The 12,473-nt window shown below is 74.3% G+C and carries 11 protein-coding genes and 2 pseudogenes; 5 read left to right on the forward strand and 8 right to left on the reverse strand.

Annotation, left to right across the window (positions count from 1 at the left end):
- A pseudogene (locus tag ABD223_RS24160) lies at positions 1 to 330 on the forward strand (hypothetical protein); the annotation flags it as partial.
- Positions 331 to 342: 12 nt separating this feature from the next.
- Positions 343 to 2,214: a ricin-type beta-trefoil lectin domain protein gene (locus tag ABD223_RS24165; RefSeq protein WP_344038706.1), complete on the forward strand. Its 1,872-nt coding sequence runs from the start codon at positions 343 to 345 to the stop codon at positions 2,212 to 2,214.
- A gap of 114 nt (positions 2,215 to 2,328) precedes the next feature.
- On the opposite strand, the gene ABD223_RS24170 is transcribed toward ABD223_RS24165, so the two are convergent.
- Positions 2,329 to 2,958 (reverse strand): response regulator, encoded by a 630-nt coding sequence (locus ABD223_RS24170; RefSeq protein WP_344038707.1) that lies wholly within the window; start codon positions 2,956 to 2,958, stop codon positions 2,329 to 2,331.
- Positions 2,955 to 3,986, reverse strand: coding sequence for a sensor histidine kinase (locus tag ABD223_RS24175; RefSeq protein WP_344038708.1), 1,032 nt, complete (start codon positions 3,984 to 3,986; stop codon positions 2,955 to 2,957). The genes ABD223_RS24170 and ABD223_RS24175 overlap by 4 nt, the downstream gene beginning before the upstream one ends.
- A 90-nt stretch (positions 3,987 to 4,076) precedes the next feature.
- Between ABD223_RS24175 and ABD223_RS24180 the strand changes: the two genes are divergently transcribed.
- Complete coding sequence (locus ABD223_RS24180) at positions 4,077 to 5,441, forward strand: alpha/beta fold hydrolase (protein WP_344038709.1); 1,365 nt, start codon at positions 4,077 to 4,079, stop codon at positions 5,439 to 5,441.
- Between the two features lie 41 nt (positions 5,442 to 5,482).
- On the opposite strand, the gene ABD223_RS24185 is transcribed toward ABD223_RS24180, so the two are convergent.
- Positions 5,483 to 5,896, reverse strand: coding sequence for a peptidoglycan-binding domain-containing protein (locus ABD223_RS24185; protein ID WP_344038710.1), 414 nt, complete (start codon positions 5,894 to 5,896; stop codon positions 5,483 to 5,485).
- A 62-nt stretch (positions 5,897 to 5,958) separates the two neighbouring features.
- Here ABD223_RS24185 and ABD223_RS24190 point away from each other — a divergent pair.
- Positions 5,959 to 6,282 (forward strand): annotated as a pseudogene (locus ABD223_RS24190) (tetratricopeptide repeat protein); the annotation flags it as partial.
- A 175-nt stretch (positions 6,283 to 6,457) separates the two neighbouring features.
- On the opposite strand, the gene ABD223_RS24195 reads toward ABD223_RS24190, so the two are convergent.
- A complete protein-coding gene (locus ABD223_RS24195; protein WP_344038711.1) occupies positions 6,458 to 6,943 on the reverse strand; it encodes an NUDIX hydrolase in 486 nt (161 codons plus the stop codon).
- Positions 6,944 to 7,123: 180 nt separating this feature from the next.
- Between ABD223_RS24195 and ABD223_RS24200 the strand changes: the two genes are divergently transcribed.
- A complete protein-coding gene (locus ABD223_RS24200) occupies positions 7,124 to 8,284 on the forward strand; it encodes a GTP-binding protein (RefSeq protein WP_344038712.1) in 1,161 nt (386 codons plus the stop codon).
- Positions 8,285 to 8,325: 41 nt separating this feature from the next.
- Here the strand turns inward: ABD223_RS24200 and ABD223_RS24205 are convergent, their stop codons facing one another.
- From ABD223_RS24205 to ABD223_RS24220, 4 genes are read right to left on the reverse strand one after another with little or no spacing between them, the layout of a single operon-like run.
- The gene (locus tag ABD223_RS24205; protein ID WP_344038713.1) at positions 8,326 to 9,174 is read right to left on the reverse strand and encodes an anchored repeat-type ABC transporter permease subunit; all 849 of its coding nucleotides are present in this window, start codon (positions 9,172 to 9,174) and stop codon (positions 8,326 to 8,328) included.
- A complete protein-coding gene (locus ABD223_RS24210; RefSeq protein WP_344038715.1) occupies positions 9,171 to 9,923 on the reverse strand; it encodes an anchored repeat-type ABC transporter ATP-binding subunit in 753 nt (250 codons plus the stop codon). The genes ABD223_RS24205 and ABD223_RS24210 overlap by 4 nt, the downstream gene beginning before the upstream one ends.
- Positions 9,920 to 10,759: a choice-of-anchor M domain-containing protein gene (locus ABD223_RS24215; protein WP_344038716.1), complete on the reverse strand. Its 840-nt coding sequence runs from the start codon at positions 10,757 to 10,759 to the stop codon at positions 9,920 to 9,922. The genes ABD223_RS24210 and ABD223_RS24215 overlap by 4 nt, the downstream gene beginning before the upstream one ends.
- A complete protein-coding gene (locus tag ABD223_RS24220; RefSeq protein WP_344038717.1) occupies positions 10,747 to 12,264 on the reverse strand; it encodes an anchored repeat ABC transporter, substrate-binding protein in 1,518 nt (505 codons plus the stop codon). Before ABD223_RS24220 ends, ABD223_RS24215 begins: the two co-directional genes overlap by 13 nt.
- Between the last annotated feature and the right edge of the window lie 209 nt (positions 12,265 to 12,473).

Raw genomic sequence — 12,473 nt, forward strand, 5'->3', positions numbered from 1 at the left:
GCCGGCGGCCGGCAGGTCACCGACCTGCCGCCCGCCCTGCCCCCGGACGCGGCGCTGCACGTGGGCGGCTCCTTCGCCCTCGCGGTCGAACCGATGGCCACCGCGTTCGAGACCCTGCTCTCCCGCGAACACCGCAACCGCGCCATCACCCTCGACCCCAACATCCGCCCGATGCTCATCGACGACCACGCCGCCGCGCGCGCCCGGCTGCGGCGCCGGCTCGGCATGACCGACATCGTCAAGGTCAGCGCCGACGACCTGCGCTGGATCGCCCCCGACCGGCCGGTGCACGACGTCGTGGCCGAGCGAACTCCCTTTCCGCAGACGTGAAGTGAGGCCGGCATGCGCAGATCCACCACCCTGTCGGCGGTGATGGCGATCCTGATCGCCATCACCGCGATCGCCGCCCCCTCGGCGCAGGCCGCGCCCTACCCGGAGTACCCCTACGACGCGACCGACTACAACGAGCCGTTCCGCGGTCAGTTCCACTTCAGCTCGCAGGGCGGCTGGATGAACGACGTGAACGCGCCGCTCTACCACGACGGCGTCTACCACCTGTTCTACCAGCACAACCCGCACGGCCTGGCCTGGGACACGATGCACTGGGGCCACGCGACCAGCACGGACCTGGTGCACTGGAAGCAGCAGCCGATCGCCCTGGAACCGGGCCTGCACAACGCCACCCTGTTCTCCGGCGGCGGCTGGGTCGACCACGACAATGTCACCGGCCTCAAGAGCGGGGCCGACGCCCCGATCCTGCTGTTCACCAACACCAACGGCGTGTCCATCGCCTACAGCACCGACGGCGCCAGGACGTTCCGCATGCACAACGGCGGCGCCAAGGTGATCTCCACCCCGTACGAGTCCCGCGACCCGAAGGTCTACCGGGACGCCGCGCGCAACCGCTGGGGCATGGTCTTCTGGGGCGACGAGGGCGGCAACGTCGCCAAGTTCTACAGCTCCACGAACCTGCTCGACTGGACCTACCGCGGCGAGTACCGCGCGGACTGGCTGTTCGAGTGCCCCGACCTGTACCAACTCCCCGTCGACGGCAACACCGCGAACCCGAAGTGGGTCCTCCAGGACGCGAGCGGCGAGTACGTCGTGGGCACGCTCAACGGCTCCGGGGTCTTCGTGCCGGACGCCGGCTGGTCCCGGCCGCAACGCATGGACGTGGGCCGCACCGAGTTCGGCGGCACCGCCTACGCCGGCCTGACCTTCACCAACACGCCCACCAACCGGGTGGTCCAGATGTTCTGGCAGCCGGGCAACAAGGGCTCGACCTGGACCGGCAACGCGTCGTTCCCCGCGCAGCTCGGCCTGCGGACCTTCCCGGAGGGCATCCGGGTGACCCGCAACCCCGTCGGCGAGATCTCCACCATCCGCCAGGCCGCGCGGACCTGGACCAACGTGACCGTGTCCCCCGACCTCGCGAGCAACCCGTTCAACGGCGTCACCGCCGACACCTACGAGATCGAGGCGACCTACGACCTGGCCGGCGCCACGGCCACCGACTTCGGCTTCGAGCTGCACCGCCGCGCCGACGGCACCCGCGACGCCGCCATCGGCTACGACCGCGTCCGGCAGACCCTCGCCGACGCCCCCATGCCACCCGTCGACAACCGCGTGAAGCTGCGGGTCCTCGTCGACCGCGGCCAGTTGGAGACCTTCGGCGACGACGGCCGGATCTCGGTCACCGACAACGTCGACTTCGACTCCTCCAGCCGCAGCCTCGGCATCCGCGCCTACGCCAACAACGGCACGGTCCGCCTCGAATCACTGACCTTCCGACGCCTGGCCAAGGCCTGGACCGCCGCGCCCGGCGGACCCGACCAGGGCGTCGGCATGATCAGGTGGAACGGCGCGAACAAGTGCGTCGACCGCGACAACGCCACCGCCGCGGTGAGCATCTGGGACTGCTGGAACGGCGCCAACCAGCGCTGGACCCTCACCGCCGCCGGCAAGATCAAGATCGGCGACGAGTGCCTCGACCAACCGGGCGAGACCATCGGCAACGGCGCGCAGCTCAAGACCCACGCGTGCTGGGGCGGCGACAACCAGCGGTGGATCCGCGTCGGCGCCGACCAGTACCGGAACGCCTGGTCCAAGCGCTGCCTCGACCTCGCCGCCGGCGACGCGACCAACGGCCGCCGGTTGCAGGTCTGGGACTGCGTCGGCGGCCCGAACCAGAGGTGGAGCGCGCCGACCGGCTGACCGCTGTCCCCGACCACGTCGTGGCGGTGTCCGGGAAGGCCCCGGACACCGCCGGTCGGTCCGGGGATCGCGGCGGCCGGACCCCGGCGCCGCACGCGGTCCGGGCCACCGGGCTCAGGAGGTGTCGCGGAGGAGCATCGCGGCCTGGACCCTGTTGGCGCAGCCGAGCTTGGCGAGGACGCGGCTGACGTAGGTCTTGATCGTGGCCTCGCTCGTGTGCACCCGGGCGCCGATCTCCGCGTTGGACAGCCCCTCGGCGACCAGGGCCAGGATCTCGCCCTCGCGCGGGGACAGGACGGCGAGGCGGGCGGCGGCCTCGCGGGCGCGGCCGTCCTCCTCCCGCGGCACCATGCCGAGCACCAGCCGCGTCACCGCCGGGGACAGGAACGCCTCGCCCGCGTGGGCGGCCCGCACCGCGCGGATCAGCTCGTGGGGCTCGCAGTTCTTCAGGACGAACCCGGCGACGCCGCGCCGGAGCGCCAGCCGGACGTTCCCCTCGTCGCCGAAGGCCGTCAGCACCACCACCCGCGTGCCCGGCATCCGGGCGGCGGCGGTCAGGCCGTCCAGGACCGGCATGGCGATGTCGAGCAGCGCCACGTCCACGCGGCGCCGCAGCGCCACGTCGACGGCGTCGCGGCCGTTCGCGACGCAGGCGACGACCTCCACGTCCCCGGCGGACTCCAGCACGGTCCGGATGCCCGCGGTGATCAGCGGCTCGTCGTCGGCGACCAGCACCCTGATCACGCGACCACCCCCAGCGGGTCGGGCACGAGGGGCAGCACCGCGACCACCCGGAACACGTCCGGCCCGTCGTGCACGCGCAGCAGCCCGCCCGCCGCCTCGACGCGTTCCGACAGCCCGAGCAGGCCGGTGCCCGGGGGCGCGTCCCGCCGCCCGCTCCCGGGGTTGACCACGCTGAGCAGCAACGCGTCCGGCTGCCAGTCGAACGTCAGGGTGACCGGCGCGCCGGGCGCGTGCTTGGCGGCGTTGGTGAGCCCCTCCTGGCAGACCCGGTGGGCGGCGTCGCCCGCGGCGGCGCGCGCGAGCGGGCGCGGGGCGCCCGACCGCTCGACGGTGACCGCCAGGCCGGCCCGCCGGAACCGGGCGACCACCTCGTCGACCCGCTCCAGCCCGGGTCCCCCGGCGCGCAGGGCGGCCACCGCGGTGTGCAGTTCGTCCACGGCGGCGCGCGCGGCCCTCGCGATGTCGCGGACCACCACGCGCTGCTCCGGTGGGAGCGGCGCCACCTCCAGCGCCGCCGCCTGGACCGACACGACGCCCAGCAGGTGGCCGAGCGAGTCGTGCACGTCCCGCGCGATGCGCAGCCGCTCGCCCAGGCGCTCGCGCTCGGCGAGGAGCAGGCGCTCGCGCCGGACGTGGCGGCCGGCCAGGACGGGCACGCCCACCAGCGCCACCACCCGGGCCAGGACGACCCACGCCTCACCCGGCGCGGTCACCGGGAGGAGGGTGAGCAGCGCGACGAGGTGCGCGGTGGTCCCGCCGAGCACCAGGGCCAGGTCGCGGCGCGACCCCAGCCGGCGACCGGCCCGGTAGGCCGTGCAGGCGAGCAGCGCGAACGACCCCGCGGAGGCCAGCGCCACCGGCACCGCGAGCAGGAACGCCACGACGGGTTCGCGCGAGGACACGAGCAGGACGAACGCGGCCACCGCGGCCCAGGCGGGGGCGCCCCCGCTCAGGACACCCCCGCCGAGCACACCGCCGCCCACCCAGTCGATCGCGACCACGGCGACGAGCACACCGACCCCAGGCATGGCACCGAGGATATTCAGACCACTTTGGTGAACAGCGGGGACGACGATCGCAAGCGGCCCGACCGGCGCCGGGTTCCCTAGCGTGGCCGCGTGCTGAAAACCCTCCTGGCGCTGGCCCTGCTCGCACCGCCCGCCGCCACCCACGCGCCGCCGGCGCTCGACTGGGCGCCCTGCCCCGACAGCGGCGCGGTCGCGGTGGACTGCGCCGACCTCCCCGTGCCGATCGCCGGGCCGGGCGGGCGGCGGATCACCCTGAAGGTCGCCCGCCTGCCCGCCACCGGCGCCAAGCGGGGCTCGGTGCTGGTCAACTTCGGCGGTCCCCAGGGCGACCAGATCGCCGTCCTGCGGTCCCGGTCCCGGATCTTCGACGAGATCCGGCGGTCCCTGGACGTCGTGACCTGGGACCCGCGCGGGTACCCGGGGCTGAGCAGCCCGGTGCTGGCCTGTGACTGGGCGTTCCTGCGCACCCCGCCGCTCCCCGCGACCCAGGCCGGTCTCGACGAGCTGTCCGCGGCCAACCGGGCCCGCGGCGAGAGGTGCCGGGCCACCGACCCGGAGCTGTTCGACCACATGGGCTCCGACAGCGACGCCCGTGACGCCGAGGCCATCCGCGGCGCGCTCGGCGAGGGGTCGGTGAACTTCATCGGCACCTCCTACGGGGGCGTCATCGCGCAGGCGTACGCCCGCCTGTTCCCGCACCGGGTGCGGACGATGTACGTCGACGGCACCGGCAACCACAGCGCCCGCGACTGGGAGCGGGAACTGGTCGCCATCGCCCGCGACGTGGACGGCCTGATGCGGCGCTTCTTCGACCAGGCCGAGCCGGGCGCGGAGCAGCGCTGGCGCGCGCTGGTGGCCGGAGCCGACCGGGAGCCCGTCCCCGCTCCGGCGGTGAACACCCGGTACGACGGCACGCAGCTGCGGTTCCTCGCGTTCGCCAAGGCCAAGGACGGGCCGGCGCGGTGGGGCGAGCTGGCGGCGGCCATCACGGCCGCCGAGAACGGGGACGCGTCCGGTTTCGCCCCCCGCGGCCGCGACCCGCACCCCGGCCTCCCGGGCGGTGGCGTGAAGGAGTGCCTGGACTTCCCGCGCCCCACCGACCAGCGGCGCCTGGCGCGCACCACCGGGCGACTGGACCGGGTCGCCCCGAACACCGGCCCCGCGTTCCCGCTCGCCTGGCACCTGCCGACGACCTGCACGGGCTGGCCCGCACCGGTCGCGAACCCGCCGGCCCCCCTGCCCCGCGGCCTGCCACCGCTGCTGGGCGCGGGCACCTGGCTGGACCACGCCGCCACCGCGCGGGTGACCGCCCAGGTCCCCGGCAGCCGCACCATCCGCCACGACGGGCCGGGCCACAACCTCTTCGCCGGCATGGCGAACCAGTGCGTCATCGACCTCGTGAGCCGCTACGTCACCACCCGGGCGCTGCCGCCCGCGGGCACCACCTGCGGTTGAACTCCCCCACCCGGGCGCCGGGAGCGGGTCGCGGTGACCCCTCACCACCACGATCCGCTCTTCGTCTGGGCGCCGTTGTTGTTGTGGTCGTACGCCTGGAAGGCGAAGTAGGAGCTGGTCTTCGGACCGAAACGGCCGTCGACGCCGAGCACGGAGCCGTGGACCTGGTTGATCCTCGTCTGCGCGTTCCTCACCGCCTTCCGGGTGTTGTCGCCGAAGACGGAGTCGGGCTTGAGGCCCTGGCCGTAGCAGGCGTTCAGGCTCTCTTGCAGGACCAGCACCGGGAAGCCGGTGCGCCCCCACACCACGACGCAGTCGTAGTTCGCCGAGTTCGGGCCCAGCGACGGCACGTGGAGGCCCCCGCCCACGCCCACGTGGGTGTAGCTGGTGCAGGCCTGCTCGGCGGCCGCGCCGGGCGCGGGGTCCGCTCCCGCGGCCGTGACGCCGGAGAGCACGGCCGCGGCGGCCGGCCACCACGACGGCCACGGACGTCTTCCTGAGCGCTGAGAACATGTCGGACGTGCTCTCGCACCAGGAGGCCCGCGCCCTGCTGGCCGCACGCCTGGGCGCCGACCGCGTCGCCGCCGAACCCGACGCCGTCGACGAGCTGGTGGAGCTGTGCGGCGGCTAGCCGCTGGCCCTGGCCATCGCCGCCCGGCACGCCGCCACCCGCCCCGCCATCCCCCTGGCCGGGTTCGCCGCCGAACTGCGCGAGCTGGGCCTGGAAGCGCTCGACCACGACACCGACCCCGCCGCCGGCCTGCCCTCCGTGCTGTCCTGGTCCCTGCGCCGGCTCACCGACGACCAGCGCGCCCTGTTCGGGCTGGCTGGAAGCCCTGGAGCTGTACCGGGAACAGGGCCGCGCCGCCGACGCCGAACGCGTCCAGCGGCAGCTCGACGACCTCCCCCCGGCACCGGGGTCGAGCACGGCTCCGGGCGCCGACGAGACCGGGGAAGAGCGGGAGGCGAGTGAGGGCGCCCGGCGCGCCGCCGCTCGGGGAGCGGTCCCGTCGAGGTCAGGCGGCCGGCATCCGCGCGACGCGCCTGGCGATCTCGGCGTCGAGCGGGCTCATGTCCTCGCGCACCGGGTCCGAGGGCGGCCACCACAGGAAGTCGAGGACCTCGTCGTTGAGCAGCAGGCGGGGCGCGGCTCGGAGGCGGGCCCGGTAGACGGCGAGGAGTTCGTGGCGCTCCGGGGCGACGAGGTCGAACTCGGCCACGGCGACGGCCTCCAGCCCCACCCCGTGGATGCCGGTCTCCTCGCGCAGCTCCCGGATCGCGGTCCGGCGCGCCGACTCGCCGGGTTCACGTCCCCCGCCCGGCAGCTCCCAGTCCGCGCGCCAGGCGTCGAAGACCATGAGCACGCTGCCCGCGTGCTCGACCACCACCAGGGCGGCCGGGACGACGTCCCGACCGCCCAGGCGTCGCAGCTCCGCCTCGGAGACGCTGCGGAACCCGGTCAGCGCGTTGCCCGCGCGGTCGCGGATCGGGAGTGGCGTCACGGTGCCCATGCAACCTCGTTGACGGGCGGACCGCACCGAGGACCACCCGACCGGAGCCCTCGTCGGCCACGGCCGCCCGCGAACGCCACCGCCACCGCCACCGGCGTGGCCGTGGGCTACCCTAATGGAAACGATTGTCGTTTCACCTCGCGGAGCACCCGCCCTACCGGGAAGAACCCCATGACCGCCGATCCACGCGTCCCCGTCACCGTGCTGTCCGGTTTCCTCGGCGCCGGCAAGACCACCCTGCTCAACCACGTCCTGACCAACCGCGAGGGACGCCGGGTCGCGGTGGTGGTCAACGACATGAGCGAGGTCAACATCGACGCCTCGCTGGTCTCCGGCCGGGGCGGCGAGCGCCTGGTCGAGCTGACCAACGGCTGCATCTGCTGCACCCTGCGCGAGGACCTGCTGGAGAGCGTCGGCGCGCTGGCCCGCGAGGGCCGGTTCGACACCGTCCTCGTCGAGTCCACCGGCATCTCCGAACCCATGCCGGTGGCGGCGACGTTCGAGTGGACCTTCGCCGACGGCACCAGCCTGTCCGACCACGCCCGCCTCGACACCATGGTCACCGTGGTCGACGCCGCGAACTTCCTGCCCGAACTCGAACGCGGCGACCGGCTCGACGAACGCGGCCTCGAAGCGGCCGAGGGCGACGAGCGCGGCATCTCCGACCTGCTGGTCGACCAGGTCGAGTTCGCCGACGTGCTGGTGCTCAACAAGACCGACCTCGCCACGCCCGAGCAGCTGGCCACCACCGAGGGCCTGCTGCGCAGGCTCAACCCCGGGGCCCGCCTCGTCCGCTCCCACCGCGGCGTGGTCGACCTGGCCGAGGTCCTCGACACCGGCCGCTACGACCCGGTCACCGCGGCCACGTCACCGGGCTGGGCGGAGGAGCTGGCGGGGTCGCACACCCCGGAGACCGAGGAGTACGGCATCCGCTCGGTCACCTACCGCGCCGACCGCCCGTTCCACCCGGCGCGCCTGGCCGCCGCGCTGGAGGGCTGGGAGGGCGTGGTGCGCAGCAAGGGCTTCTGCCACCTCGCCACCCGCCCGCACACCCTGGCCGTGTGGTCCCAGGCCGGCCCGACCATGACCATCGAGCCCGGCGAGCTGCTCGACGGCCACGCCGCCCGCCAGGAGCTGGTGTTCATCGGTGTCGGCCTGGACCGCGACGAGCCGCGCCGCCGCCTCGACCCCGCCCTGCTCACCGACGCCGAGCTGGCCGCCGGGCCGACGGCGTGGCGGCGGATGGACGACCCGCTGCCGCCGTGGGACGACCTCGACGCCCACGACCACGAGCACCACTTCCCGCTACCCCGCCACACCGCGCGGCTCTGAGGGGGTGGAGGAGGGCCCGGGGTCCGCGCCCTCCTCCACCGTCAGCTCCGGCGGGCGCGGGTGAGCAGGCCGTGGCGGGGCGCGAAGAACCAGCACAGCAGGAAGATCCCGGTGAGCGTGAGCACGATCAGGCCACCGGCGGCCAGGTCGAACGCGTAGGACAGGTACAGGCCCAGCACGCTGCCGCCCGCGCCGATCAGGGGCGCGAGCAGCATCATGGCGCCGAGGCGGTCGGTGAGCAGCCGGGCCGCCGCGGCGGGGGTGACCAGCAGGGCCAGCACGAGGATGTTGCCCACGGCCTGCAACGAGATGACGATGGCCAGGGTCACCATGACGTGCAGCGCCAGGTCGAGCCAGAACACCGGCAGGCCGAGCGCGCGGGCCTGCTCGCGGTCCAGGGTGGTGGCGGTGAACCGGCTGTTGAGCACGGCCACGGCCGCCAGCAGCAGCGCCCCGATCCCGGCGACCGCGATCACGTCGGCGTCGCCGATGCCCAGGATGGAGCCGAACAGGAACGACTCCAGCGACCCGCCGTAACCGGGCGCGGTGCTGAGGACGACGATGCCCAGGGCGAAGGCGGCGGCGAAGAAGATCCCGATGACCGAGTCCTCCTTGAGCCTGCGGTTCTGGGTGAACACCGCGATCAGCAGGGCGGTGACCACCCCGGCGACCGCGCCGCCGAGCACGAGGTTGGCGCCGAGCACGAAGGCGACCGCGATGCCGGGGAACACCGCGTGCGCCACGGCGTCGCCGATGAACGCCATGCCGCGCAGCACCACGTGGCTGCCGATCACCCCGCACACCAGCCCGGACAGCAGGGCCACCAGCAGGGCCCGGCGCCAGAAGTCGTACTCCCACGGCGCGGTCAGGAACTCCAGGACCGCGGTCACCCGGTCACCCCCAGGGTCTTGAGCAGCTGCTCGGCCCGGTCCAGGCCGAAGGTCCGCAGCCAGATGTCGGTGTCGGCCAGCGCGGCCGGCGCGCCGTCGGCGACGACCGTGCGGTTGAGCAGGCACAGCCGGTCGCACAGCGCGGTGGCGGCGGCCAGGTCGTGCGTGGTCATCAACACCGCCACGCCCTCGTCGCGCAACCCGGCCAGCAGACCGCTGAGCAGCTCCTGGGTGGGGACGTCGATGCCGGTGAAGGGCTCGTCGAGCAGCAGCGCCCCCGGCCGCAGGGCGAGCGCGCGGGCGACCAGGACCCGTTGCCGCTGGCCGCCCGACAGCTCGCCGACCGGCCTGGCGCGCAGGCCGGTCATGCCGACGCGGTCCAGGGCGTCGGCCACGGCCTCGCGGTCGCGGGCGGCGCGGCGGCGCAGCGGGCCGGTCAGGTGGGTGCGGCCGGTGGCCACCGCGCCCTCGACCGTGACGGGGAAGTCCCAGGCGAACTCGTGGCGCTGCGGCACGTAGCCCAGCGAGCCCTGGGCCTGGCGCGGGGTGCGGTCGCCGACGGTGATCGCGCCCCGGTGGAGCGGGACCAGGCCGAGGGCGGCGCGCAGCAGGGTCGTCTTGCCCGCGCCGTTGGGCCCGATCAGGCCGACCAGCTCACCGGGCCGGAGCCGGAAGTCCACGTCGGACAGGACCTCCCGCCCGCCGAGGTGCACGGTCGCGCCCCTGATGTCGAGCACCGGGGCGGTCATCGCCGCCCCCCGGTCGCCGCGCGGCGGAACCGGGCGGTGAGCAGGGCGGCGATCAACCCCGCCACGAGCACCCCTCCGAGGGCGATCCACCCCCACGGCGGACCCGGCGGGTCGTCGGCGGTGGCGGACGACGTGGCGGACGGCGCGGTCGACTGCGCGGTCGACTGCGCGGCGCTCTGCTCGACCGCGGCCAGCGGGTCGCCCGGCCCGACGTGCACCTCCAGCGTCGCGCGATCCGAGCGGCCGTCGGCGGTGGCCATCTCCACGTCGAGGGAGTAGGCGCCGGGCGCGGTGAACACCCAGTTGCCGTGGGCGTGGGCGCCGGGCTCGACGCCGGTCTCCTGCGGGTAGGGCCGTTCGCTGCTGAAGATCGTCCGCGGCGCGCCGAAGTCGCCGTTGAGGAACAGCTCGAAGCGGCCCGGTCCGCGCACGCCGTGCAGGCGCCAGTCCACGCCGCGGCCGGCGGCGTCGAGGACGCTCGGGTCCTGGGTGTTCCACCCGGGCCACACCACGCCCGGGGCCTGAACCTGCGGCAGCACCCAGATGTCGCCGCCGGGTGCGCCCAGGAACGCGTAGGCAGGGTCGTCGGGGACGGTGTTCTTCGCCGCGTCCACCACGTGCAGCACCACGTCGGCGGGATCGCGCCACACCGGCTCGCCGTCGGTGTCGTCGCGGAGCTGCACCACCCAGTCGCCGTCGACCAGGCGCGGGCCGAGGTCCACGTGGCCGTCGGCGATGACGACGGGTTCGGCGGCGAGCGCCGCCGGCGGGGCGAGCGGCAGCGCGGCGAGGGCGGCGGCCAGGGCGGCGGCCAGGGCTCGGGTCAGGCGAGGCACCGGGCGACCTCCTCCGCGTTGTGCCGCATCATGTCCACGTAGCTGCGGGTGCCCTCGTCGAAGGAGTCGCCGTAGAGCAGGCACACCTCGACCCCCTGGTCCCGGGCGACCTGGGTGAGCACCGAGGCGCGCTGGGCGAGGTTGGGTTCCACGAACACGGCGGGCACCTCCAGGTTGCGGATGGTCTCGGTCAGCTTGCGCACGTCCTCGACGCTGGGTTCCTGCGCGGGGTTGGGCACCACGAACCCGGCCACGTCCATCTCGTAGGCGTGGGCGAAGTAGCCGAACCCGTCGTGGGTGGTGACCAGGTGGCGGCGCTGCCGGGGCAGCGTCGCCACGGTGGCGCGGACCTCCGCGTCCAGCTCGTCGAGCCGGGCGGTGTAGTCGCGGGTGTGCCGGTCGTAGTCGGCGGCGCGGGCCGGGTCGGCGGTGCGCAGCGTGTCGCGGATCAGCTCGGCGTAGGCGCGGGCGTTGCGCACGTCCTGCCACAGGTGCGGGTCGACCTCGCCGTGCACGTGCTTGCCCAGCACCGCCTGCGGCAGCTGGTGCACCGACGCGCCGGCCGGGCCCAGGAAGGCGAAGCGCGGGTCGTCGGGCACGGTGGTGATCGCCTTGTTGGGCACCTCGATGACCGCCTCGGCGGCGGGCACCACGTCCTGCGAGGTGCCGCCGGCGCGGTCGTTGAACGTGTAGAGCCCGCCGGTGTCCAGGTCGACCGCCAGGTCCGTGTGGCCCTCGGCCAGCACGGTGCCGGCGATGCCGTTCGGGTCGACGCCCACCGCGAAGGTGAAGGTGCCCTCCCCCAGCGGGACCGGGTCTCCCCCGTCGTTGAGCAGGGACGCGCGCAGGGTCAGCCGGTAGGCGCCCGGCGCGGTGAACGCCCAGTTGAGGTGGGTGTGGGCGGCCGGGGGCAGCGTGGTGGAGTCCGCGTCGGACAGGCCGTCGCCGGAGTCGAAGTACGTCACGGGTGTGCCCAGCGACTCGGTCAGGTAGGCCACGAGCTCCCCCGGGCCCTCCACGGCGGTGGCGGTCAGCCGCACCTGCGAGGTGCGCGTGGCGCCACGCTCCGCCCCGTCGCCGCGGACCCGCAGGCCCAGCCACAGCACGTCCAGCCCGACGTCCTCCACCAGCGGGATGACGTTCGCGCCGTAGGTCTCCGACGCCTCGGCCAGCGAGACGTTCGGCGTGCCCTCGCGGGCGTTGGCGTCGATGGCCTTGATCAGCCGCTGCTCCTCCAGCAGCAGGTGGTTGGTGAACGTCACGTCCGCCGCGGCGACCTTCTTGGCGTCGGCGGGGGTGGGTTCGTAGGAGTGCGGGTCGCCGCCGGGCGGCACGAGCGAGTCGACGCGGACCCGGTCCCCCCCGACGTTGCGCACCAGGTCGGCGAGGATCTCGGTCGTCGTGACCACGGACAGGCCGTCGTCCGCGCCGCCCGCCGCGGAGGTGCACGCCGCGGCGGACAGGGCGGCGCACAGGGCCGCGGCGACGCGCGAGGGCGCACGCATCTGTTCTCCAACCTCCAGACGCCCGTCGCCAGAGCGGCGGGGGCGGTGCCAAACTAATACGAACGATAATCGTTTTCAACATACCCTTGGCGCCGGGGTGGAACCTGGACCCCTCCCCCGGCGAACGGCGCGGAACGCGTGACGGACCGATCACGCACAGCAGCTTGTTGAAAACGGTTATCGTTTTAGTTAGCGTGGGCGCGTCCGGT

The sequence above is a fragment of the Saccharothrix xinjiangensis genome (genome assembly GCF_039527585.1).
Lineage (GTDB): Bacteria > Actinomycetota > Actinomycetes > Mycobacteriales > Pseudonocardiaceae > Actinosynnema > Actinosynnema xinjiangensis.